Below are 23,685 nucleotides of genomic sequence, written 5' to 3'. Positions count from 1 at the left end.
AACTCGGGGAATAGGATGCTGACAGACTGGCGCCTGGCCGCGACGGCCGTGATCTTCTGTTGCGCCGTGCTGTTCACTTGCATCGAGACCAGCGCGCAGTCGATCCCGAAAGACATCGCCGCCCGCACCGAGATCTACGGCATCCCGTCGCTGACGATCTCCGACCAGCAGTTCCTGACCGGCGATTCCAGCGGCAAGCCGGTCACGGTGGGCGGCGAGTTCCGCATCGCGCAGGGGTCCGGCCGCCTCCCGGTCGTGGTCTTGATGCACGGCTCGAGCGGCGTCGGCGGCACGATGGATGCGTGGGTGCACCAGTTCAACAGCATGGGGATCTCGACCTTCGTGATCGACGGCTTCTCCGGCAGAGGCCTGACCGCGACGGGTCCGAACCAGGCGCTGCTCGGCCGGCTCAACTTCATCGTCGACATCTATCGTTCGCTGGACATTCTCGCCAAACATCCGCGGGTCGACCCTGGGCGGATTGCGCTGATGGGATTTTCGCGCGGCGGCCAGGCGACGCTCTATGCGAGCCTCGAACGCTTCAACAAGCTCTGGAACAAATCCGGCGTCCGGTTCGCGGCCTATATCCCGTTCTATCCGGATTGCTCGACGAGCTACGCCACCGATACCGAGGTCGCGGCGCGGCCAATCCGGATCTTCCACGGCACACCCGACGATTATAACCCGGTCGCGAGCTGCAAGGCCTATGTCGCGCGGCTCGAGGCCGCCAAGCGTGATGTGGTGCTGACCGAATATCCGGATTCCGCTCACGGCTTCGATGCCGGGCTGATCGGCGCGACCAATGTCGTGGAAGCCGTGGGATCGCAGACCGTGCGCCACTGCACCATCAAGGAGGGCGAAGGCGGCGTGCTGATGGATGCCGCAACGCAAGCGCCGTTCAGCTACAAGGATTCCTGCGTCGAGCTGGGCCCGCATGTCGGCGGCAACGCGACGACCGCGATCGAGGCGCGCAAGGCGGTCAGCGATTTCCTGACGACGCTGTTCAAGCTCGGATGAGCGGCGGTCCGGCGACCGCGCGGCACATTACGGCTGGCGCGGCGCCAGCATGTCCTTGCCGTTCTGGTGCAATGTCAGCGACGGCACCACGCCGCCCTCGGCCTTCGCGAAGGTGATCTGGGCATTGACGACGGCGTAGAAGAAGTCGGCGTCGCTCTCGGCATGGACCTCGAACTCGGGCTGGCCCGTGGCCTGCACGAACAGGCGCGCGCCGTCGGGCCGCACCGTCAGCACAAAGGACGGCGAGACGGCATAGCGCCCGGCATAGGTCGCGAGAATCGCGGGATCGACCGGCACCTCGTGATGGATCTTGGGCAGCTCATACTTCGCATTGATGAGGTGCAAAGCGAGCGAGGTGTTGGGGAGATAGTCGGCCACATTCGACAGCACGATGGCGTTGCGCTTGGTCAGCGTCGAATATCCGATCAGGGTCGCATAGCCACCGGTGCCGCCGTCCTTCCAGATAATCTCGTCCTTGAAGCGGTCGCTGATGAACCAGCCGAGCGCCACCTCGCGGTTTCGTTGCGGACGCGGACGCCGCACCGACAGCGCGAGCTTCATCGCCGCGGCGAGCGGACTAGGCCTGACCTCGAGGCAGGCTTCGAGCAATTTGAACATGTCGTTCAAGGTCGAGCGCAGCGCACCGGCGCCGGCCATCACCGAGAAATCCCAGTTGGCGGTCGGTGCGAACGCAGCGTTGTGGCCCTTGGCGAGGCGCTGCCGCATCGCGCCCGACAGCGTGATGCGGGTGTCGTCGAGCCCGAGCGGCGTGCAGATGCGCGAGACAATCAGCTCCTCGTAGCTCTTGCCGCCGCGCAGCTCCAGCAAGTGCCCGAGCAGGCCGAAACCGAAATTGGCGTATTCATAGTGCGTGCCCGGCTTGAAGCCGAGCTTGTGATCCGACAGGAACGCGTAGAGCCGGTCTGGCGTGTAGTCGACGTAAGGGTTGTTCGGATCGGCAGGCGCGAAATTGGCCGGCATGCGCGGCAGGCCGGACGTGTAAGTCGCAAGATCGAGCAACGTGATCGGCGTGCCCTCGAAATCGGGCACCTTCGTGCTGGCGGGCAGGAACTTCGACACGGTATCGTCCAGCGCGACCTCGCCGCGTCCGACCATGTCGGCGAGCAGTAGCGCCGTGAACACCTTGGTGATGGAGCCGATCTCGAACACGGTGTCAGCATCGAGCGGACGATCATCGTCCGCGCCGGACCGGCCGTAAGCGGCGACGATCCGCCGCTCGCCGTCGAGCTGCCCGGCGACGAGCCCGAGCGTCTCGCGGCCGACATCGATGCGCTCCTTGAGCAGCGCCGACAGCTCCTGCTCCGGCGATTGCGCCCGCGCCGGACCGCCTCCCAGCAGCAGCGAACCGGCTCCCAACAGCACCGAGCGGCGATCCAGCATGAAAGACCTCGTGTCCTAACTGGAGAATATCCCGGATGCCCGGGACGAGCCCGGGCATGATGTCCTTGTCACAATATCGGCGCCGCGACCGGCGCAGGTCAGCCCGTCACAGCGCGACGATATCGGTGAGGCATTGCTGCGTCACCGTCATCCGCGCGTCGATCTGGGCTTGCGTCTTGCAGTCCATGTTCATGGCGAACACGGTCACCTCACTGCCCTTCTCGGCCCAGCCGACCAGCCACCCCAGCGAGCCGTGCTCCTTGTCGGTCAATCCGGTCTTGGCGTGAATCACGGCGTCGCCGACCTTGGTGACGGGGAGGATATCGCACACCAGCTGCTGGCTGCGCTTGCCAACCGGCAGCGTGCCGCGGCGCAGCCGGTCGATAAAATCGACCTGCTGGACCGGATCGATCCGCAAGTTGCCCGCCACCCAGAACTGGTCGATGCCGCCGCCGATGTCGCGATTGCCGTAGTCGAGCATGTCGACATACTTCTGCATCCGCTCCTCGCCGATCCGCCTCGCGATCTCCTGGTAGACCGGAAAGGCCGACACCGCGATCGCCGAACGCAGCGTGTGATCCGTGTTCCAGGCCTCGACGCTGCGCGTCACCCCGTCCCACTTGAAGATGTCCTTGTCGGGGTCCTGCACGACGCCGGTTTCCAGCGCGATCAGCGAGTTCGGGATCTTGAAGGTCGAGGCCGGCAACCTGCCCTGCCCAGACCGATCCTTGTCGCTCGCGATGATCAGGTAATCGTCGACCTTGTAGCCGACGAAGGTGCCCTCGGTGCCGAGATCGAAGAACCGCCGGGCGAGACCCTCGCGAAATTCGCTGCGCTGGTAGGAGACGTTGGCAAGGCTGCGCGACGGCAGGATGCTCGCTGCGGCGAGCAGACCGAGCGTATGGCGGCGAGTGATCACGACGGGTCCTAGACTGGTTCGGGGCTGACGGCGATGGTGAATGCCATCGTGGTAAAAGGATGGCAACAGGCCGCTGTCTTTTGCCGCGCTCCTACCGCTGGGGTGCCCGGCGCGACAGCCGCAGCACGAAAATCAGGACCTCGGCGACGGCCTTGTAGAGATCGGCCGGAATCTCCTCGCCGAGCTCGACATTGGAGAGCGCGCCGGCCAGCACCTCGTTCTCCTGGATCGGGATGTCGTTGGCCCTGGCGACCTCGATGATCTTGGCGCCGATCACGCCCCTGCCCTTGGCGACGACGCGCGGCGCGCCGCCGTGGTCGTAGTGCAAGGCGACTGCAAGCTGGCTCTTGGTGTCGCTCATAGCGCGCGGTCCAGGAAATGGCCGGCCGGCGCCGACGTGGCTTGCGGCGGCGTGCCGTCACGGATCTCGATGTTGCCGGGCGTCAGTTCGGCCTGGGCGAGCGCCTGGCTCAATTCGGGAGCGCTGGCGCGCAACCGCGCGGCGGTCACCGGCCGCTCCGCCCACATCCGCACCGAGGTGCGCTCGCCGTTCAGCGAGACCAGCGCATGCACCGGCCCGGCCGGCTCGACGTCGAGCGTGAAACGCGCGTTCCAGACCCGCCTGGACGCATCAGTAGCCTCGCCGCTGCCGTCGCGGGAAATCTCGAACTGCGCCATCGCGGTCCCCTGCGGGGTCAGGAACGGGACCTCGAAATTCCAGCGCGGCATCATCGCATCGATCGGCGAGCGGCCGTCGAGGCGGTCCGGCAATGAGGCGACCTGCAGCAGGGTATGCCGCGCCAGCGCGGCATCGGTATCACCAAGCAGGCGCTGTGCGACGGTCGCAAGCGGTGCGTCAGGCGCGATCGACGGCTCGGCGATGGCCTGGGCGGCGGGCTGCGATCCACGAAACGGCGGTGGCGGCGTGTTGGTGCGCACGACGACGTCGTCAGCCGAGCCATCGCCTTGCCGGGCCGGGCCGAGTTCGTGCAGGGCTTCCTGAAGCAGATTGAGCGCGCCGCCCGGCGACGGCCCGGTGTCGAGCGCGTCAGCAAGCGCGCCGGCGAGGCTCGCGCCGCCGGGCAAGACATCGTGCGCGGCCGGCACGCGCGCCTGCGGCAGCAGGATCTCCTGAAACTCAAGGTCCGGCGCCGCCGCCGGTACCAGGTTCGGTGCCGCGCCGCGCGACAGCGCTCCATCCGGCGCAGCCGTTTCGACGGCGTCATCCGCGCCGAGCGAGGATTGCAGCGTCTGGCGCAGCACAATCAGCGCCGCCTTGAGATCCGGCGCGCTACCGTCGAACGGCGCGATACCCGAGGCCAGCGAGGCCTCGAACAACAGGCCGGACTTCTGGAAGGCGGCTTTGACGGCATCGCCGTTGAGATTGTCGTCGAGGCTCGTTTGCTGCGCCAGCACCTGCGCGATCGCCGCCTGCAGCTTCGGGGGTAGATTGGCCGCTACGATCGCGGCAAGGTTGGCAAACAGCGCTGCCTGGCTGCCCTGCACCGTCGCCGCGCTCTGCACGGCCGTCGTGACGGTGACCCGCTCGAGCGGCGTCAGCACCGCGCCAAGCGTCGTCGCATTCGTCTGAGAGTTCGCACCAAGCCCGGTCACAATGCCTGGCGACAGCGTCACGGCATCGCTCGATCCGCCGGTCGCCCCAGCACCTGATCCGACGATTTGAAGGCGGACGCCATCCTGGGTTTGCGAGACCGCGAGCTGCAGGTTCTGGCCCGGCTGCAACGGCACCTCGGTCTGGACGTCGATCGACAGGCTCGCGATCGCGATCCGCACCAAATCGGCGGACAGCACCTTCAGCACCTGCGCGTTGACGACACTGCCCTGCTGCAGCGTAAGATCAGGCGCCGCGCTGCCCGCCTCCTGGGGGGCAAGCACCGGCAGCACGGGATTAACGGAGATTGCCATGTCGGAGGTCTCGGCCAGGCGGCAAGATTCAGCCTCGAGGCTAGCCCAGCGCCGTAAACCCCTCGTTAACCGACGGCCGGCATCAGCCCCCTGAGGATATCAGCGGCCGCCTTGAAATCGACCAGCCGGGCGGCGCGGCGCGCGGCGACTTCCTCGTCGATGCCCCATCTCTCGATGTTCCAGTCCTCGTCGACATGGGCGGCCGCCCAGACCTGGTCCTCGTCACGGAAACCATGCGCCAGCGCCAGCGCGAGCAGCGCCGAGCCGGTCAGCGTCGTCACCACATGGAGGGCCGCGACCGCCCAGGGATCGGCCGGGAACGCCGCGCGCGCCGCCTTGATCGCGGCCTCGGGCTGGCCGACATGCACGACCCCCTCGGCCAGGATGAAATGGGCGCCGAGCGTATCGGCAGCCCAGAACACGACCGGGTCCCAATGAGCGGCTTCGCGCGCCACCAGCGTATCAGGATGGCCGGCGCGATAGCACAGCATGTCGGTCCGGAGGAATTTTGCGGCATCATCCGCCACCTCGTCGACGCGGTCGATCACACCCTCGACGACGCTGTTGGCAAAGCGCGTCACGGGCATGGTCAGGGGATCGATGGTCTCGCCCTGCGCACTCCATTCCGCGGCGATCGCATCGGCGATGGCGCGCATCGGCACCACGATCGGCTTGCCCGACGGCGAGCGGATCGGCCGGCCGTCCAGCGTGATCGAAAATCCGCCCTCGGCCTCCGCAATACCGGCGTTGGCATAGAAGCGCTTGCGCTGGGGCGTGCGGGTGTGGCGCCGCACCGCCTCCTGCGGATCGAGCGGGGATTGTCCTGTCGCTTCGTCAAACAGTTCGCGCATCACGCCGGCCGGCTTTCGCTCTGGAGGATTTGCCTGCAAGATATGTCAGGGGCGACGGCAAATAAAGCTGATGGGACAGACCAAAATCCTCGCAGGCCTTTTGCTGGTGGCGGCCGCTCTCGGAGCGGTCCCCGCCGACGCCGGGTTCCGCTCACCGGAATCGCTGGTCCGCAACGTCTACGCCCATTACGGCCGCGGCAGCGCGGAATTCTCGAACGGCCTGCCGCGCGACGACGCGACGGCCCGGCAGTTCTTCGACCCCAGCCTGCGCAACGCCTGGACCGCCCCGCACGATGCGCCCTATGACTTCCTGGTGCAGAGCCCGACCTGGCGGCTCGGCGCCATCTCGATCGCGATCCTGCGCAAGCAGCTCGACAAGACCTATGTGACTGTACGATTCGACAACCAGGGCCGCGCGATCACGCTCAACTTCATCGTAGTCTATGGGACGGAGGGCTGGGTGATCTCGGACGTCGAGAGCCCGCATGATTCATTGCGGTTGTTTCTGGCGCAGTTCAAGAGGTAAGCCGTGTAGTTATAGATGCCGGTGCTACCCCGGCACGGCCGTCGGCAGGAATTCAGCGCCTTCCTCGACGGGCTGACCCAGCTCGTTTTCCCACTTCGCAACGACGGCGGTTGCAACGCCGTTACCGATGACGTTGGTCATCGTGCGTCCCATATCCAGAAACGCGTCAATGCCGATGAGCAGGACGAGGCCTCCCGCAGGCAGGCCAAACGTGGGAAGCGTCGCGGCAGCCACGACCAGGGATGCGCGCGGCACGCCGGCGATGCCCTTGCTGGTAACCATCAACAGAAGCAGCATTGCGATTTGGGTTGAGATGGGCATTTCGATGTTGAATGCCTGGGCAACGAACAGGGCTGCAAAGGTCTGGTACATCATCGAACCGTCGAGATTGAACGAATAGCCGAGCGGCAGAACGAAGCCGGTGATGCGCTCCGAGACGCCGAACTTCATGAGTTGCTCGATCATCTTCGGGAAGGCAGCCTCGCTGCTCGAGGTCGAGAACGCGATCATCATCGGCTGCCGGAGCAGGAGAAGAAGCGTCTTGATTGCACCACCGAGTACGACGCTGCCGGCGCCGATGATGATGACCCAGAGCACCGCAAGGCCGAAGTAGAAGGCGCTGACGAACTTTCCGTAGGTCACAAGAACCCCTACTCCCTGCGTGGTGATGACCGCGGCCATGGCGGCGAACACGCCTAATGGCGCGAAGCGCATGACGTAATCGGTGAACTTGAGCATCACCGGAACGATTTGATCGATCGACCTTGCGATATCAGGGGCAAGCGTTGTCTTGACGGCGCTCAGCGCGAAACCGAAGAATATGGAGAAGACGAGGATTTGCAGCACCTCGTTCCCTGCCATTGCCTGGACCACGCTGATCGGAAAGACGTGCGCAGCGAAGTCTTTGACGTTCAGGCTGCTGGTTTGGACGTTGGTCGCCGCATTTGCCTCCGGCAGCGCAAGACCAAGGCCGTGACCCGGCTGAAGCACGTTGGCAAGCAAAAGCCCGATGAATAACGACATCAGCGATGCGGTGATGAACCAGGCCAGAGACTTGACGGCGATTCGTCCGACTGCGCCGCCGCTCGCGCCAAGGCTGGAAATCCCGGAGACGATCGTGGCAAACACGAGCGGCGCGATAATCATCTTGATCATTCGCAGAAAGACATCTGACACGATGGCAAAATAGCCGGCGATGACCTTCGCCTGCTCAGGGCTCGCGAGCGTATTGCACACGTAACCCACGGCGATGCCAAGGAACAGACTGACCATGATGTAAGTGGTCAGCCGGTTCGAATTTGGAGCTTTGCTGCCTGCCTGCATGACGTGGTCCTTCGCGCCACCAAGGGTTCATGGCATCCGAGCTGTGGCGCTTTTCAGCGTCTCGGCGTGCCGCTGCGAAACGGGAGAGCCGGATGCGACTATCCGAGCTTGGAAAGGACGGCCGTGCGGGTCTGAATTGACGGCACGTTGCGGGCGCGGATGGCCTCGATCAGCCTGTCGATGTCGGCCGTCGTGTTGAACATGCCGAGCGACACACGAATGCCGTCGCGCTCCGGCGAGATGCGGATGCCGTTCTGTGTGAAGTAGTCCAGCCAGTCTGCCGCCGGCAGCGCGATGACGTAGATGTGCGGCGCGCGGTGCTGGCGGTCACGGGGGCCAACCAGTCCAACGTTGAGCTGATCAAGACGCTCGATCAGATAATCGCCGAGGTCGAAGCAGTGGCGCTGGACGTTGTCGATCCCGACCGCATTGATGAAATCGATCGCCGCGCCGAGGCCTTGCACGGCCGGGAGGTTGAAGTTGCCGAGCTCGAACCGGCTTGCGGTCGCCGGCAAGGCCATGTTGTCCGCCCGGGCGACGAAGTCCAGCGGCGGTTCGGCAAGGCTGGCAGCCGCGAGGTAGACCGGCTCCAGTTCAATGCGCGTTGCGTCCCAGTAGAGCAAACCCAGCCCTTGCGGCACCAGCAGGCCCTTGTGCGTGCCGGAGCCGATGAAAGTGGCCTTCATGGCCTTTGCGTCGATCGGCACCACGCCGATACCCTGCATCACATCCACGACGAAATAGAGCGAATGCTGCGCGCAAAGTTCGCCCACACTCTCCACGTCGAACCGATGCCCGGCGTGGAAGGTGACGTGCGACATCGAGATCGCACGCGTCCTTTCATCGATGTGCGAACGGAAACTCTCTGCGTCCACCACTTCCGTCATGGGAATGAAGACGATTTCCACGCCCTTCTTCTGCAAATTGAGGAAGGCGTAAGCGTTGTTGGGATGATCGCCATGGATCATCAGAACCTTGTCGCCGGCGCGCAGCGGTAGCGCGTTGGCGGCGATGTTCATGCTCTCGGAAGTGTTCTTCGTGAAGGCAATTTCATGCGGCTCGACGCCAAGGAAGGTCGCGACCTTGGCGCGCGTTTCCTCGAGACGGTTGAGCCAGATTTGCTTTGGGCCGGCGGTTTCGAAGGCTTCCCGCAGAAAGCGCTCATAGGCCTCCTTGACCGGACGAGAGAGTGGCGTCTGAAAGCCGCTGTCGAGATAGACAATTTGATCGACGGCCGGGAAAGCCTTGCGGACCGTGGCGACGTCATAGTGCTGGATCATGATCACCCCGGTTGCTCGACATGACGGAGCATCTCGCCGGACGGGACCGGCGGGTGCGTACGTTCAATTCAGGTTTGGCGACGTGGACTGCGGAGAGCTGCCTAAACTCCGGTCAGCTCGATCAACTGCCTCAAGGATATACGAAGCTTGCCCGAGGTCGAGTTTCAACATCGAAAAACGAGAGTATTTATTCCGAAAATTGAGAAAAATAGACTTCGTCTTCATGGTCCTGCAGGATCGTCTGGGACAACAAGGACGCAGCGTCCTGCAAAGGAGCAATGAAGGCATCAAGGCCCGCGAAGCCAACGCGCGCCGCGGGCACAGAAACTCCCAGGCAGGCGATCAGGTCACCCTCCGGAGAGACGATCGGCACAGCGCACCCCACCACCCCCTGAACGAATTCCTCGTTCGTCTTCGCCCAGCCTCTGCGCCGCGTTTCCTCCAGCAGCGCCAACAACACTTCGGGATCGGCGATCGTCGTCGGGGTATACCGGGCGAGCGGAAGTGAATGGACCAACCGTTGTCGGACCTTCGCGGGCAGACGGCTCATGTAGATTTTGCCCGTCGAGGTACAGTGCAGTGGAGCTGCATCTCCGGGATTGAACTGCAATCCTTGCTGCTGCCTGGACCGGACACTATCGACGTAGACCACAACATTGTCGCGCACGACACCGATCTCGCATTGCTCTCCGATGCGGTCGGCTACGGCGCTTAGCACCGCGTGCCGGCGCACCGTACGAAACGCCGCGCCGATGGTCTTGGCCGAGAGCGTGACCAGCTTGCTTCCGACGACGTAGCGTTTCGTCCCAAGGGCTTTCTGGATGAGGCCGCGGCTTTCAAGATTGCCGATAAGGCGATGCGCGGTCGGGAGTGGAAGGGCGAGCGCGACGGCAATTTCGGCAGCCGAGAGCGCCTTCTTCTGCTCGGCCACGAAGACCAGGATGGCAATAGCGCGGTCCAGCGGCCCATCGTTGGGACTATCAGGTTCGTTGGCCACGTCGTATTCCCTGCGTGGGTACTGCCCGGGGGTAGCGTTCACAGTACCACAAGAGAACGGCCTGCGGCTGGCGCCGCGCGGCAACCCGTTCACATCCGGCGATTCCCCGCGGCTGTTCCTCGCGCAGGACTAGCACCAATGGATCATCAACCGACAAAGAATTCGCTAGCTAGCGCGCATCTATGCCGATCGAAGGCCGCCGAGGCATTCAGGCAATTCGCCCTGAATCGGGAATTGCAATCTCCGCTCGCAGAATAAAAGGTTGGTCGCAGCCAAGTACTCCACCCGCCTATTCCCCGCCAGCGCCAACAGCCGCCGGTCGCGCCTTCATCTCGCCGAGATAGGCCTGCTGCACCATTTCGTTGTCGCGCAGGCTCTGGGCCGAGCCGTGCAGCACCACCTGGCCGGTCTGCAGGACGTAGCCGTAGTTGGCGATCGACAGCGCCATGTTGGCGTTCTGCTCGACCATGAAGATGCTGGTGCCCTGGCGATTGATTACCTGAATGATGTCGAACACCTGCTCGACGAAGGCGGGCGACAGGCCCATCGACGGCTCGTCCATGCACAACAGCTTCGGACGCGCCATCAGCGCGCGACCGATGGCAACCATCTGCTGCTCGCCGCCCGACAACGTGCCCGCCTGCTGCTTGAGGCGTTCCTTGATGCGCGGGAACAGGCCGAAGACGCGTTCCTTGTCAGCCTCGATCTCGACCTGGTCGTCGCGCGTGAAGGCGCCCATTTCCAGATTTTCGAGCACCGTCATGCGCGGAAACAGCCGGCGCGCCTCCGGCACCGGCGCGATGCCCCGCTTCACCCGCTGGGCGGTCGGCAGCTCATTGATGCGCGCACCCGCATAGGTGATGGCGCCGCTCTTCGGCGTCACGATGCCGAGGATCGTCTTCATGGTGGTGGATTTTCCGCAGGCATTGCCGCCGAGCAGGCAGACGATCTCGCCTTCGCCAACGCGATAGTCGACGTCCTTCAGGACGTGAAGCTCGCCGTAGTAGGTGTTGACGTCCTTGAACTCAAGAAGCGGCGGCGGCCGCCGCGACGGCGTCTGTGGTTCGTCCAAGATAGGCACGCAGCACTTCCTTGTTTGAATGAACCTGCTTGGGCGTGCCCTCGGCGATCTTCTCGCCGTGATCGAGCACGATCACCTTGTCGGCGATTTCGTTGACCACGTCGAGCTTGTGCTCGATCAGGAGGATCGTCACGCCACGTTGGCGCAATTGCCGGATCTGGTCGGTCAGTTCGAGCGTCTCGGTCGGATTCATGCCGGCCGTCGGCTCGTCGAGCAAAAGCAGCGCCGGCTCCGACACCAGCGCGCGCGCGATCTCCAGCCGCCGCCGGTTGGCGTAGGACAAGGAGAACGCGAGGTGCTGGAGACGCGGCATAAGCCGGTTGCCGAAAATACCCAATATGTCGAGCGCGCGTATGCGCGAGGCCGCCTCCTCGCGCTTCACGCGCGGCAGGCGCAGGATGGCTCCGATCGCCCCTGTCGAGGTGCGCGCATGCGCGCCGACAAGCGCGTTCTCCAGCAGCGTCATGTTGGCAAAAAGGCGCAGGTTCTGGAAGGTGCGCGCAATCCCCTTCTCGACAATCCGGTGCGGCTTCAATCCGGTGACGTCCTCGCCGGCGAGCAGCACCTGGCCGCCATTCGGCTGGATCAGTCCGGTGATGAGATTGAAGAACGTGGTCTTGCCGGAACCGTTCGGCCCGATGATGGCGACGATTGAACCCGGCATGACCGTGAGATCGATGCCGTTCACGGCCTTGATGCCGCCGAACGACTTCGCCAGGCCCTTGATCTCGAGCAGCGGCTTGCCCGGATCAATCGTCCGCCGATGCAGTGGCACAAGTCCGGCCTCGACAGAACTTCGCGTTGGCATCGCGTTCTGCTGCTCGTAACTCAGCGCCGTCACCCCGGCGCGTTCGGGAATCAGTCCCTGGCGCCGATAGAGCATCATCACCACGAGAATGATGCCGAAGATCAGTTCAATCGCCTGCGTCAGATCCACCGTTTGCAGAAAGACAATGCCGGTCAAATGGCCGAACGCCTGAATCCACTGCGACAGATCCTGCAGGAACCACGATTGCAGCAATTGCAGGAGAAGCGCGCCGACCACCACGCCGGCGACATTGCCGATGCCACCCAGCACGATCATGACGAGAATCATGATCGAGACCGGAAACATGAACATCTCCGGCGTCGCCGTCTGCAGCTTGGCCACGTAGAAGGTTCCCGTCACACCGGCGAAGCTCGCACCGATGGCAAAGGCGAGCAGCTTGAGTTTGGTGCGGTTGACCCCCATCGCCTCGGCTGCGATTTCGTCCTCGCGTATCGCAAGCCAGGCCCGGCCGACCCGCGAATGTTTCAGCCGTGTGCTGACGAAGATCAAAAGCACGACAAGGACCAGCCCGAGATAATAGTAGGGCGTGGACATCACACCGAAATCGTAGCCGAAGAACTTCGGTGTACTGACGCCGCTGAGCCCTTGCGCGCCATTGGTGATGGTGGGCGTGTTGCGCGCCACGATCGGCACGATCTCGCCGAAGCCGAGCGTCACGATGGCAAGGTAATCACCCTTGAGCCTGAGCGTCGGCGCGCCGAACAACACACCGAAGAAGGCGGCGACCGCGGCCGCAGTCGGCAATGCCAACCAGAACGACACGTCGAAATGAACAGTGCCGATGCCGCCGTCCGGTTTGAGATGCTCGACAAGGCCCAGCCACTGGAACGGCTCCCAGAAGCTGCTCCACTCCGGCTGTATCTGGTAGGACGACAGCGCGCCGTAGGTGTAGGCGCCGATGGCGAAGAACGCCGCATAGCCGAGATCGAGCAGACCGGCAAAGCCGACGACGACATTCAGGCCAATCGCCAGCATGGCATAGGCGAGCGCATTGGCCGCGGCATCGATATCGCCTTCGTTGCGATCGAGATACGGGAAAGCGAGTGCGGCCATGAGGATGATCACGAGCAGATAAGGACGGAACTGCTCACTCCCGGCGCGTTCCCGGATCGCCGCGATCCAGCCCTGTGAACGGGCCATCGCCGGAGCCGCTATTTCCTGAACGCGTTCGAGAGGTGAGTCTGACACGCCGCAGCCCTAGGATTTCGTCGGCGCGGCGCGGCCGAGCAGCCCGCTGGGGCGCAGGACGAGCACGAGCACCAGAAGCGAAAAGATGATGACGTCAGTCCAGCGCACGGCGATGTACTGGCCGCCCAGTGATTCGATCAGCCCGATCACCACGCCTCCCAGCATCGCGCCGGGTATGTTGCCGATCCCGCCGAGGACCGCCGCCGTGAAGGCCCGCAGGCCGGAGGTGTAGCCGATCAGGTAGCTCGTATAATTGTAGTAGAGCCCGAAGATCAACCCAGCCGCACCGGCGAGCGCGGAGCCGACGAAGAAGGTGATGACCACCACGCGGTCGACGTCGACGCCGACCATGCGCGCCGCCTCCTGGTCCTGCGCCATCGCCCGCATCGCCTTGCCCATTTTCGTCCGCCGGACAAAATAGTTAAGCCCGACCATGAGCAACAGCGAGATGCCCCACAGCAGCACCTCGCGCAGGCGCAGCGTGACACCACCGAACGCCCACGCCGTATTGGGCATCGGGTTGGAGTAATTCTTCGAGTCGGCGCCGGCCCCCAATAGAACGATGTTGTACAGGATATAGGACACGCCGATCGTGGTGATCATCGGCGCCGTGCCGGAAACACCGCGCAGCGGCCGTAACGCGAACCGTTCGATGGCGACGCCGAGAATGCCGGATCCCAGCATCGTCACGATGAACACCGCGAGAAGGATGCCGGCCAACGGCAGTCCATGGAGAATATGCGACTGACCGGCAAAGCCCAAGGCCTCCAGCGTCCACATGGCGATGAACGAGCCCACCATGAAGACATTGAAATGCGCGAAGTTGATAAGCTCGATGATGCCGTAGACCATGGTGAAGCCGAGCGCGAGCAGCGAATACATCGCGCCCAAGCTTACACCGTTGATCACCTGCTGGAGCAGTACATCCCAATGACTCATCGCGAGGTCTCTCGATACGGCGTCGCTAGAGCTCCGTTCCGACGAAAATCGGAACGGAACTCTAGATTCCTTTTTTGACGCGTTTTCTTCACGCGAACCGGATCCACTTCGCTTGAAAACGCTCTGGCCGAAAGCTCACGACTGCGGCGCTGGTTCGAGATACTTCAGCTGGTGCGTGATGTCGTCCGCAGGGTATTTGTCATCGTGCTTGTACTGGAAGACGCTGACCGTGCGATCGAGAATGTCGCCATTCTGATCAAACGCAACGGTTCCCTGCAGCGTTTTGACTTGCGAGTTCTGGATCGCGTCGCGGATATTCGAGCGGTTCATTTCCTTGCCGCTCTTCGCCACCTCCGCGACCGCCGCGAGAATGACCTTCGCTCCATCGTAGGCGGTGATCGAATAATCGTCCGGGGTGGCGTGATACTTCTCCTGGAAGGCCTTCACGAAATTGGCCGCCTCCGGGCTTTCCGTCAAATGCGGGCCGGCATTCGTCCCATACCAGCCCTCAATCGCCGGGAAGCCGCCCCCCTTGAGGAAGCTGCCGCCGGCCACGCCATCGCCGCCCCCCTTGATCATGTTCGGGACGGTCTCCGCCGCCTGCTTGGCGAGCTTGACGCCGGCTTGCGCGACGCCGCCGAAATAGATGGCGTCCGGATTGAGCGCCTTGATCTTGGTCAGAGCGGTCGTGTAGTCGGCTTCCTTGGGATCGAGCTGGTCGTGACCGAGAACCTCGATGCCGATTTGCTTCGCCCGATTTTCGAATGCATTGGCGAGCCCGACGCCATACGCCCCGGAATCGTCGAGGATGAATACCTTCTTCACGTGCAGTTTTGCCTTGTAGTAATTGGCCATGTTCGGGCCCTGAAAGGCATCCGTCGTCACGGTTCGGAAATAGACCGCCTTGCCCTTGGGCCGGAATTGGCCGGCCATCTTTGGATCGGTGATATCCGGATTGGTCGAGGACGGCGTGATCGTCGCCATATCGGCTGCGCTGAGGATCGGCGACATCGCCTTGCCGCTGCCGCTCATTTCCGGCCCGATATTGGCGACGACCTGCGGGTCGGAGATCAGCTTCTTTGTATTGGTGGCGGCCTGGGCAGGATCATACTGGCCGGCGGTGGCCGTGCCGTTGTCGTAAATGACCGGGATGATCGTATAACCGGCAACCCCGCCCGCGGCGTTGGCCTCGTCGAAGGCGATCATGGCTCCGTTCTTGATCAGGGTGGCGTCCTCGGCGTCGGCACCCGTGAATGGCAGCGTAATGCCGATCTTGACCACCTTTTGCTCGGCTAATGCTGCGGTGCCACCAATTGCGGCGATCGCGGCGACCGCGATGGCCCCTACGCTTAAAGCACGGCGCGTATGCTGGAACGGTTTCATGGGGGTCTCCTCTTTCGGGGTAAGAGTGCCTCGCTCAGAGCCTACATTCGATTTATTCGCTCGTATATTTGACTTAAGCACCGCATCCGGCTTCGAGAGCTTCGAGAGTGCAAAGCAACATTCAGGCCACCCGGCGAAGCCGGGACTGCCCGCGGATATTTCCGGAACGGCGAAATTCGGCCAATTACCAAACCGCGATGCCGGGAAGCGACGGCGCCTCGACTATGAAATTCGACGGTCCTATGCAGCGCCGATGAAATCTTAGGCGCTCGATTTCAATCAAGCAATCTCGCAAGCGGCGGCGCATGCCGCTGGTCCCCGACGGATGCGCCGTCCCAACTGACAAGTGTCGGATCGGGTCTATTTTCAGATGTGGGTCTGCCGCGAGTCAAAAGACCGGCGTCTAGTCCCGGAGGTTGGCGCAGGACCGCGAGTAGGTGGAGCGATCGGCCTGGTTCAGCCCGGCAGCGGCGCCCTCGTCCAGGCATCGGCTGATGCGGTCGCCGAACGATGTGCGCCCGGGGGAACGGAGGCTCGGCTGCGTCACAGCATCCATCTTCGGGATCGGGGGCACCTCGATCCGGGGCGGCGGCAGAGGTGCCAGCGGCGGCGGGTTGTACAGCGAGCCACCGGGCGGATGGTTTGCGCAACAACACTGCCCGCGCTCAAGGCAACGATTCAAGTCGTCGTTGCGCGCGTCAACGCCGCACTGACCGGCCGGCTCCTGGACCGGTTGTCACGGTTTTTGATAGATCACGTGACCGGCGCGGATCGTAGTGCTCACCTTCGCGAGATTTCTGATGTCGCTGATGGGATCGCCGTCGAGCACCACGATGTCGGCGTCGAAACCCTTCTCGACCCTTCCCTTCGCTGCAGCCTTGAAATACCGCGCGGGGTTCGTCGTCAGCGACGCCAGCACCTGGCGCTCCGACAATGCGCGGTGCATCAATTCATATTCCCGCGTGGTGTCGTAGAGCTTGATAAATCCGACGTCGGTGCCGAACAGGACCGTGCCGCCGTTCTCGGAAAACTGCTTGAGCTGGTTGACGCCTGCCGCAACGAGGCGCTCCGTGACCGCGGGGATGAGGACGACGGTCGTAAACAGCGACAGGGTCGGGATCAATGCGGTGCCCTGCGCCTTGAAGCGTGCAAGCTGTTCGGGGGTATAGTCGCCTTGCGAAGGGGCGGTGTGCGCGAGAATGTCGACGTCGGCTGCGATCACCGTCTCCACGCCGGTCTTGTTCTGCGGATGGGCAAACACCGGCTTGCCGTGCGCATGCGCCACCTCGACGGCGGCTTTTGCGATGGCCGGGTCCATGTTGATGACGGGCTTGTCGCCCATGAACGCCCCGGTGAACAGCTTGATGCCGTCTTCGCCCATGCCGAGATAGTCGCGCGCCCATTGCGCGGCCTCCTCAGCCGTCGCGACTTCAGGAAGCTTCACGTCGCTGGGAATGTAAACGGGATGCCCGCCCTTGGGGAACATGTTGCCGGCAAGCATGATGGTGGGGCCGGCGACCTCACCCGCGGCGATGCGCCGGCGCAGCGGGATGATCTGCGCCGGGTCCGAACCGAGATCCCACACCGTGGTGAACCCCCACCGCGTCAGCATCTCCTGCATGTGCTCGGTCAGCGGCGCAGCCGGTGCAGTGGCGGCATTCCGCCACGCGCTCTCCGTGAAATGAACATGGCTGTTCCAGAAGCCGGCAACGATTGTTTTGCCGCTGCAATCGATCACGCGCGCGTCGGCGGGCACTTGAATGTCGCCGGACTTGCCGACTGCACTGATGACGCCATCGGTCATCACGATGACGGCATCCGGCAGCGGGGCCGCATCGGGCGAGGCGTAGACGCTGCCGCCCCGGAGCACCACGGTTTCGGCATCAGCGGCTGTCGAGACGGCAGCCGAGCCGAGAAGCCCGAGCAAAAGCGCAGTGCGGAGCCAAATCCCGGTCATAGACAGTCCCTTCGATCAAAATTGCCCGCGGGCGGAGGCCAGCGCGCGGCAAGATAGCCGCGGCGTTCGACGCCGTTTGATCGTTGTTGCTGTGTGCGCCGTATATTCAGCGCCGGCGCTTGCAGCCGGTCACTCCTCGGGCGCGTTCTCGATCGGATCGAACCGGTCGGCCTCGAGCCCGAGCAGATTCCAGGATTGCAGCATGTGGGGCGGCAGCGGTGCTGTTGCATCGATCACGCCGCCGCGCGGATGCGGGATCATGATGCGCCGCGCCAGCAGATGCAGCCGGTTCTGCAGGCCGCCAGGCAGCTGCCAGTTCTCCTTGTTGAAATATTTGGGATCGCCGACGATCGCATGATCGATATGCGCCATATGGGCGCGGAGCTGGTGGGTCCGGCCGGTGACCGGTTTGAGCGACACCCAGGCGAGTTTCGTCGCCGAGGTCTCGACCACGGCATAATAGGTCACGGCGTGGCTCGCGCCCTCATCGCCATGCGCCGCGATCCGCATGATGGTGTCGTCCTCGCTCTCCTCCTTGGCAAGATAGGTCGAGATGCGGCCCTGCTTCGGCTTGGGCACGCCGGCGACCAGCGCCCAGTAGGTTTTTCGTGCCGAGCGATGGCGAAACGAGCCGGTCAATGCGGTGGCGGCAAAGCGCGTCTTGGCGATCAGGAGGCAGCCGGAGGTCTCCCTGTCGAGGCGATGCACCAGCCGCGGCTTCTGTCCCTTCGCATCACGCATCACCTCCATCATGTCGTCGACATTGCGCGTGATGCCGCTTCCGCCCTGGACCGCCAGACCTGCGGGCTTGTTTAGCACCATCACGTCGGCGTCCTCGAACAGGATCATGTCCTTGAGGTCCTGAAGGGTTTTCTTGGCCGCTTCGGAGAGGCTGCCGGCCGCCTTGGGCGCGTCGAGCTTCAGCGGTGGAATGCGGACACTCTGCCCTTCTTCCAGCCGGTCCTTGCTGTCCGCGCGCTTGCCGTTGACGCGCAATTCGCCCTTACGGACGATGCGCTGGATGTGGGAAAACGACAGGCCGGGGAAACGCGCCTCGAGAAAGCGATCGACGCGCATGTTGTTCTCATCCGCCGTCACCACCACGGTCTGCACCTTGGTCGGCAACGGGGGCGGCTCGGCGACGATCTTTTCGGGCTCCGGCACGAATGGCTTGGCCGCGCGCGGCGGCGCGGCCGCAAAGCGCGGCGCCGGCGGCTTGCCGCCAGGGCGATGCGGCAACGCCCGCTCGGCCGTCGCACCGCGATAGGGACGCGCGCCCTTGGGGCGATCGCCCGCGGGGCGGAGAGGTCTCTTGACGCGGCGGCTCATGCCGTTTTTCCCAGTTTGCGAGGTGACGACCGGCCGGCGCGACGGGGCAAAGCTGATATTTGAGCACCGACCTCTTCTTCTGCGAGCCGCAGTTCGTAAAGCTGCTGCAGATTCATCCAGAACTGCGGCGCTGTGCCAAACCAATGGCCGAGCCGGAGTGCCGTGTCGGCCGTGATGCCGCGCTGACCATGAATAATCCCGGTGATGCGGTTCACCGGAACATCGATCTGGCGCGACAGCTCGGCAGCCGTCATGCCGAGCTCACGCAATTCTTCCGCAAGGTGTTCTCCGGGGTGGATCGGTGTACGCGACATGGCGATCTTCTCTCAGTGATAATCAACGATCTCAACGTCGACGGGTCCAGGCGATCCGTCGGGCCACCTGAAGCAGATCCGCCATTGATCGTTAATGCGAATCGAAAATTGTCCGACTCGGCCGCCCTTGAGGGCTTCCAATCGATTTCCAGGCAACGCCGCCAAATCAGCAAGTCTGGTTGCCGCTTCCAGACGGTCGAGGCGCATCTCGGCCTGCCGGGCGAAACCCGAGAACTCCTTGACGTGCCGTCCGGAGGCAAACCGTTCGGTGACCTTGTCCCGATAGCCGACAATCACGATTTCCACATCTATCAAGATTTACGGCTTACGTAAAGAGTAACTGACCGGCACCTCGCGGAAGAATCTGTACAAATCGCATGCGACATCGGCCATGTTGGACCAGGTACGCGACGGAGATATCTGATGAGACTGGCGATATCGGCTCTGGCAGCGGTACTGATGATCACGGGCTCCGCTTTCGCGCAGCAGAGTCCGATGCCGGAGGACCTGGCGTGGAAGCTCCTGGAACTCGGCCGCGTCATCGACATGCCGAAGACGGCTGCGCTCTACGCACCGTTGCAGCAGAAGGAGCCCTATCAAGGCGTCAAGGTCGAGCGCGACGTCAAATATGGCCCCGCCGATCGCCACCTGCTTGACCTCTTTACGCCGGAGGCCGCTTCATCGGCGCGGCCGGTGCTGATCTACATCCATGGCGGCGGTTTCGTCGCGGGCAACAAGCGCAACCCCGGCAGCCCGTTCTACGACAACATCATGCTGTGGGCGGTGAAGAGCGGATTTGTCGGCGTCAACGCCACCTATCGGCTGGCGCCGGCCTTCCCGTGGCCGGCCGGCGCAGAGGACGTGGGCGCGGTCGTGCAATGGGTGTCGGAGACGATCGGCGCGCGCGGCGGCGATCCTGCGCGCATCTTCCTGATGGGCCAGTCGGCCGGCGCTGTCCATGTTGCAAGCTACGTCTCCCACCCCGAATTCCACAAGGTGAAGGGCGGCGGGCTTGCCGGCGCGATCATGGTCTCCGGCATCTATGATCTGACGGCGTCTCCGGTCGGCTCCGCCGAACTCGTCTATTATGGCTCCGACCCTTCGCGCTATGCCGAACGCTCCTCGCTGCAAGGCCTGGTCGCAAGCCCGATCCCACTGCTGGTCACCGCGGCCGAGCTCGACCCGCCGCGTTTCGTCGAGCAATTCGAGCTGTTGAAGCAGGCCACCTGCAAGCGGCCGAGCGGCTGCGTGCGCAGCTTCATGCTGCCGCAGCACAGCCACATCTCGGAGGTCTATTCGATCAACACGTCGGACACGCGGTTGACCGACGAGGTGCTGGATTTCATCAGGACCGGAAAGTAGCCGGCTGGCTCGGAATGGCAGCACTCGGAACAAGCGCGAACATCACACCGCTATTTCAGGGAGATGTCAGCCGTCTCCGCGCTGCGCCCGCAGCTTGGCCCAGTAGTCCAGCCGCTTGCGGATCTCGCGTTCAAAACCGCGGTCGGGCGGATCGTAGAAGGTCTGGCGTCCCAGCGCTTCCGGGAAATAATCCTGGCCGGAGAACGCGTCAGGCATGTCGTGGTCGTATTGATAGCCCGAGCCGTAGCCTTCCGACTTCATCAGCTTGGTCGGCGAATTCAGGATGTGCTTCGGCGGCAGCAGCGAGCCGTTCTGCTTTGCCGCCTGCATCGCAGCGCCAAACGCGGTGTAGGCCGCGTTCGATTTCGGCGCGGTGGCGAGATAAATCACGGCCTGCGCGATCGCCAGTTCGCCCTCCGGCGAACCGAGGAAGTCATAGGCATCCTTGGCAGCGTTGCAGATCGCCAGCGCCTGCGGATCGGCCAGCCCGATGTCCTCCACCGCCATGCGCACCACACGCCGCGCCAGGAACAGCGGATCCTCGCCGGCATCGAACATGCGGGCGAGATAGTACAGCGCGGCGTCGGGATCGGAACCGCGCACCGACTTATGCAGTGCCGAGATCAGGTTGTAATGACCGTCCGCCGACTTGTCGTAGATCGGCGCGCGGCGTTGCAGGATGTCCTGCAACTGCACGGCGTTGAAGACTTCGTCCTTGCGCGCGGCACGCCAGACCTCTTCGGCCAAGGTCAGCGACGCGCGGCCGTCGCCATCGGCCATCCGCACCAGCACGGCGCGTGCTTCCGCATCGAGCGGCAGCGCCCTGCCCTCGATCTTCTCGGCATTGGCGAACAGCTTCTCGATCGCGGCTGAATCGAGCGAGTGAAACACCAGCACCCGGGCGCGCGACAATAGCGCCGCGTTGAGCTCGAAGGACGGATTTTCGGTGGTGGCGCCGACCAGCACCACCGTGCCGTCCTCCATCACAGGCAGGAAAGAATCCTGCTGCGCGCGGTTGAAGCGATGCACCTCGTCGACAAACAGCAGCGTGCCCTTGCCGGTCTCGCGGCGGGCGCGCGCGGCGTCGAACACCTTCTTGAGGTCGGCAACGCCAGAGAACACCGCCGAAATCTGTTCGAAATGCAGCTCGGTCGCGTCGGCCAGCAGCCGCGCCACCGTGGTCTTGCCGGTGCCCGGAGGTCCCCAGAACACCAGTGAGCCTAGCGTGCGGGTCTCCAGCATCCGGGTCAGCGCGCCGTCAGGGCCGAGGATGTGATCCTGGCCGACGACATCGGCGAGCGAACGCGGGCGCAGCCGGTCCGGCAGCGGGTGCGGCGCGTCCTGGTCCATTCCCGCCGCGGCAAACAGGTTGTTGGCGTCGCGCGGTTTCTTGGGGCTCACTTGGGGCTCATCCGCCGAGCGTCACGTTGATCTGCTGGCCGCCGCGCACCAGGGTGATCCGCCAGACCCGCGTCCCGGTCTTCGATACCTTGTCGAGATCGCTGGTCCGTTCGATCTTCTGGTTGTTGACCGCAAGGATGATGTCGCCCTTCTGGAAGCCGACACTGGCCGCCGAGCCGTCATCGGCAAGATCAGTCACCACGACCCCCTCGGCGCCGGCGTCGAGGTGCAGCTCATCGGCAAGCGCCGGCGAGATGTTGGCGACCTTGGCGCCCTGGAACGGCGATCGCGCGGTCAGCACGATCTCATCGCGATCAGTATCGGGCGCGGTCTCCAGCGCCACCGTGAGCTTCACGTCCTTGCCGCCGCGCTGCACGTCGATCTGGGCGGTGCCACCGAGCGGACGGGTCGCGAAGCGGTAGTCGAACGCGTTGGGATCGTCGATTGGCGTGCCATCGATCGCGACAATCAGGTCGGAGAGCTTCAGTCCGGCCTTGGCCGCCGGGCTGTGCGGCGCGACATTGGCGACCAGCGCGCCGCTCGGCAGCTTCAGCCCCAGCGTCTCGGCGATCTCGGGCGTCACCGCCTGGAGGCGCGCGCCGAGCCATGGCCGCTTCACCGCCTTGCCGCCGCTCTTGGCGGAGGCGACCACGACACGCACCATGTTGGCCGGGATCGCAAAGCCGATGCCCTGCGAGCCGCCGGAGCGCGAGAAGATCGCGGTGTTGATGCCGGCGAGCCGGCCGGTCATGTCGACCAGCGCGCCGCCGGAATTGCCGGGATTGATCGCGGCGTCGGTCTGGATGAAGAACTGATAATCGGTGATGCCGACCTGGGTGCGCGCCAGTGCCGAGATGATGCCGTGGGTGACGGTCTGGCCGACACCGAACGGATTGCCGATCGCGAGCACGACGTCGCCGACCTGCAGCCCGTCGGAATTGGCGAAGTCGAGGGTTGCGAACTTCTCCTTGTTGGTGTCCTTCAGCCGGAGCACCGCAAGGTCGGTGCGGCTGTCCTTCAGCACGATCTCGGCCTCGTATTCGCGCTTGTCGGCGAGCGAGACCTTGACCTGGTCGGCACCCTCGATCACGTGATTGTTGGTCACCACCAGGCCGGACGGATCGACCATGACGCCGGAGCCGAGCGAACGCTGCATCTGCTCCGGCTGCTGGCCCGGGACGCCGAAGAAGCGGCGGAAGATCGGGTCGTCCAGCAGCGGATTGCGGTTCTGGACGGTCTTGGCGGCGTAGACATTGACCACCGCCGGCTGAACCCGCTGCACGATCGGCGCATAGGACAGTTGCAACTCCGCCTGCGAGGCCGGCACGCGGCGGTCCTGCGCCTGGGCCTGGCAAAGGCTTCCTGCGACTGCCAGCGTGCAGAGCACAGGAATTGCGGCAAAGCGGATCAATCGGGGCATTCTCACCTCTCGTAGGAAACGCCGAAATATAGGACCGTTCGCGGGGCAATTGAAGGGTATCCGCGCGAATAAGGACGCCCCGATCACGCCAGTGCAAAACCCGCCGCCGGTGCTTTGAAGCCCGCCTCCGGACTTTTATGATGCTTATCATCTCACTTCGCCGCTCCGCTTGTTGCCGGGTTGCAACAGGGGAAGGGTGATCCTCCGGAGGGCTATCGCTGTCGTGCATCAGTCACGATAGA

General features: G+C 63.8%; 21 protein-coding genes. 3 read left to right on the top strand and 18 right to left on the bottom strand.

Features of this window, described 5'->3' with window-relative positions:
* The first annotated feature begins 15 nt into the window (after positions 1–15).
* Positions 16–1,017: a dienelactone hydrolase family protein gene (locus ACP2YO_RS19500; RefSeq protein ID WP_426442283.1), complete on the top strand. Its 1,002-nt coding sequence runs from the start codon at positions 16–18 to the stop codon at positions 1,015–1,017.
* 27 nt (positions 1,018–1,044) lie between these two features.
* On the opposite strand, the gene ACP2YO_RS19495 is transcribed toward ACP2YO_RS19500, so the two are convergent.
* The 5 genes from ACP2YO_RS19495 to ACP2YO_RS19475 form a co-directional block, all read right to left on the bottom strand.
* A complete protein-coding gene (locus ACP2YO_RS19495) occupies positions 1,045–2,418 on the bottom strand; it encodes a serine hydrolase (RefSeq protein WP_426442282.1) in 1,374 nt (457 codons plus the stop codon).
* A gap of 106 nt (positions 2,419–2,524) precedes the next feature.
* Positions 2,525–3,337, bottom strand: a complete 813-nt coding sequence (gene blaOXA, locus ACP2YO_RS19490) for a class D beta-lactamase (protein ID WP_426442281.1) — start codon at positions 3,335–3,337, stop codon at positions 2,525–2,527.
* A 91-nt stretch (positions 3,338–3,428) separates the two neighbouring features.
* The gene (locus ACP2YO_RS19485) at positions 3,429–3,698 is read right to left on the bottom strand and encodes an EscU/YscU/HrcU family type III secretion system export apparatus switch protein (RefSeq protein WP_426442280.1); all 270 of its coding nucleotides are present in this window, start codon (positions 3,696–3,698) and stop codon (positions 3,429–3,431) included.
* Entirely contained in the window at positions 3,695–5,263 is a 1,569-nt protein-coding gene (locus ACP2YO_RS19480; protein WP_426442279.1) for a flagellar hook-length control protein FliK, read from the bottom strand. The genes ACP2YO_RS19485 and ACP2YO_RS19480 overlap by 4 nt, the downstream gene beginning before the upstream one ends.
* A 65-nt stretch (positions 5,264–5,328) precedes the next feature.
* Positions 5,329–6,114, bottom strand: coding sequence for an ATP12 family chaperone protein (locus ACP2YO_RS19475; RefSeq protein ID WP_426442278.1), 786 nt, complete (start codon positions 6,112–6,114; stop codon positions 5,329–5,331).
* A gap of 70 nt (positions 6,115–6,184) precedes the next feature.
* Between ACP2YO_RS19475 and ACP2YO_RS19470 the strand changes: the two genes are divergently transcribed.
* The gene (locus tag ACP2YO_RS19470; RefSeq protein ID WP_426442277.1) at positions 6,185–6,640 is read left to right on the top strand and encodes a hypothetical protein; all 456 of its coding nucleotides are present in this window, start codon (positions 6,185–6,187) and stop codon (positions 6,638–6,640) included.
* Between the two features lie 24 nt (positions 6,641–6,664).
* Here ACP2YO_RS19470 and ACP2YO_RS19465 read toward each other — a convergent pair whose 3' ends face one another.
* From ACP2YO_RS19465 to ACP2YO_RS19415, 11 genes are all read right to left on the bottom strand, one after another.
* Positions 6,665–7,963, bottom strand: coding sequence for a dicarboxylate/amino acid:cation symporter (locus tag ACP2YO_RS19465; protein ID WP_426442276.1), 1,299 nt, complete (start codon positions 7,961–7,963; stop codon positions 6,665–6,667).
* Between the two features lie 98 nt (positions 7,964–8,061).
* Positions 8,062–9,243 carry an aminotransferase class V-fold PLP-dependent enzyme gene (locus ACP2YO_RS19460; protein ID WP_426442275.1) on the bottom strand — a complete coding sequence of 394 codons (1,182 nt, stop codon included), beginning with the start codon at positions 9,241–9,243 and terminating at the stop codon, positions 8,062–8,064.
* 187 nt (positions 9,244–9,430) lie between these two features.
* A complete protein-coding gene (locus ACP2YO_RS19455) occupies positions 9,431–10,240 on the bottom strand; it encodes an IclR family transcriptional regulator (RefSeq protein WP_426442274.1) in 810 nt (269 codons plus the stop codon).
* A gap of 289 nt (positions 10,241–10,529) precedes the next feature.
* Entirely contained in the window at positions 10,530–11,321 is a 792-nt protein-coding gene (locus tag ACP2YO_RS19450; protein WP_426442273.1) for an ABC transporter ATP-binding protein, read from the bottom strand.
* Positions 11,266–13,290: an ABC transporter permease subunit gene (locus ACP2YO_RS19445; protein ID WP_426442272.1), complete on the bottom strand. Its 2,025-nt coding sequence runs from the start codon at positions 13,288–13,290 to the stop codon at positions 11,266–11,268. The genes ACP2YO_RS19450 and ACP2YO_RS19445 overlap by 56 nt, the downstream gene beginning before the upstream one ends.
* Before the next feature lie 57 nt (positions 13,291–13,347).
* The gene (locus tag ACP2YO_RS19440; RefSeq protein WP_426442271.1) at positions 13,348–14,190 is read right to left on the bottom strand and encodes a branched-chain amino acid ABC transporter permease; all 843 of its coding nucleotides are present in this window, start codon (positions 14,188–14,190) and stop codon (positions 13,348–13,350) included.
* Positions 14,191–14,412: 222 nt separating this feature from the next.
* The gene (locus ACP2YO_RS19435; protein ID WP_426442270.1) at positions 14,413–15,660 is read right to left on the bottom strand and encodes a branched-chain amino acid ABC transporter substrate-binding protein; all 1,248 of its coding nucleotides are present in this window, start codon (positions 15,658–15,660) and stop codon (positions 14,413–14,415) included.
* 736 nt (positions 15,661–16,396) lie between these two features.
* Positions 16,397–17,617, bottom strand: coding sequence for an amidohydrolase family protein (locus ACP2YO_RS19430; RefSeq protein WP_426442269.1), 1,221 nt, complete (start codon positions 17,615–17,617; stop codon positions 16,397–16,399).
* Between the two features lie 129 nt (positions 17,618–17,746).
* Complete coding sequence (locus ACP2YO_RS19425; RefSeq protein WP_426442268.1) at positions 17,747–18,946, bottom strand: RluA family pseudouridine synthase; 1,200 nt, start codon at positions 18,944–18,946, stop codon at positions 17,747–17,749.
* Complete coding sequence (locus tag ACP2YO_RS19420; RefSeq protein ID WP_426442267.1) at positions 18,943–19,260, bottom strand: HigA family addiction module antitoxin; 318 nt, start codon at positions 19,258–19,260, stop codon at positions 18,943–18,945. The genes ACP2YO_RS19425 and ACP2YO_RS19420 overlap by 4 nt, the downstream gene beginning before the upstream one ends.
* 12 nt (positions 19,261–19,272) lie before the next feature.
* Complete coding sequence (locus tag ACP2YO_RS19415) at positions 19,273–19,566, bottom strand: type II toxin-antitoxin system RelE/ParE family toxin (RefSeq protein ID WP_426442266.1); 294 nt, start codon at positions 19,564–19,566, stop codon at positions 19,273–19,275.
* A 117-nt stretch (positions 19,567–19,683) separates the two neighbouring features.
* Here ACP2YO_RS19415 and ACP2YO_RS19410 point away from each other — a divergent pair, with 117 nt between their 5' ends.
* Entirely contained in the window at positions 19,684–20,622 is a 939-nt protein-coding gene (locus ACP2YO_RS19410) for an alpha/beta hydrolase fold domain-containing protein (RefSeq protein WP_426442265.1), read from the top strand.
* A 66-nt stretch (positions 20,623–20,688) separates the two neighbouring features.
* Here the strand turns inward: ACP2YO_RS19410 and ACP2YO_RS19405 are convergent, their stop codons facing one another.
* Together ACP2YO_RS19405 and ACP2YO_RS19400 are read right to left on the bottom strand one after the other, a co-directional pair.
* A complete protein-coding gene (locus ACP2YO_RS19405; protein WP_426443255.1) occupies positions 20,689–21,972 on the bottom strand; it encodes a replication-associated recombination protein A in 1,284 nt (427 codons plus the stop codon).
* A 58-nt stretch (positions 21,973–22,030) separates the two neighbouring features.
* A complete protein-coding gene (locus ACP2YO_RS19400; RefSeq protein WP_426442264.1) occupies positions 22,031–23,443 on the bottom strand; it encodes a DegQ family serine endoprotease in 1,413 nt (470 codons plus the stop codon).
* Between the last annotated feature and the right edge of the window lie 242 nt (positions 23,444–23,685).

Source organism: Bradyrhizobium genosp. P, assembly GCF_049949265.1.
Lineage (GTDB): Bacteria > Pseudomonadota > Alphaproteobacteria > Rhizobiales > Xanthobacteraceae > Bradyrhizobium.
The sequence above is the reverse complement of the archived record's forward strand: the minus strand, read 5'-3'. Positions and strand labels throughout refer to the sequence as shown.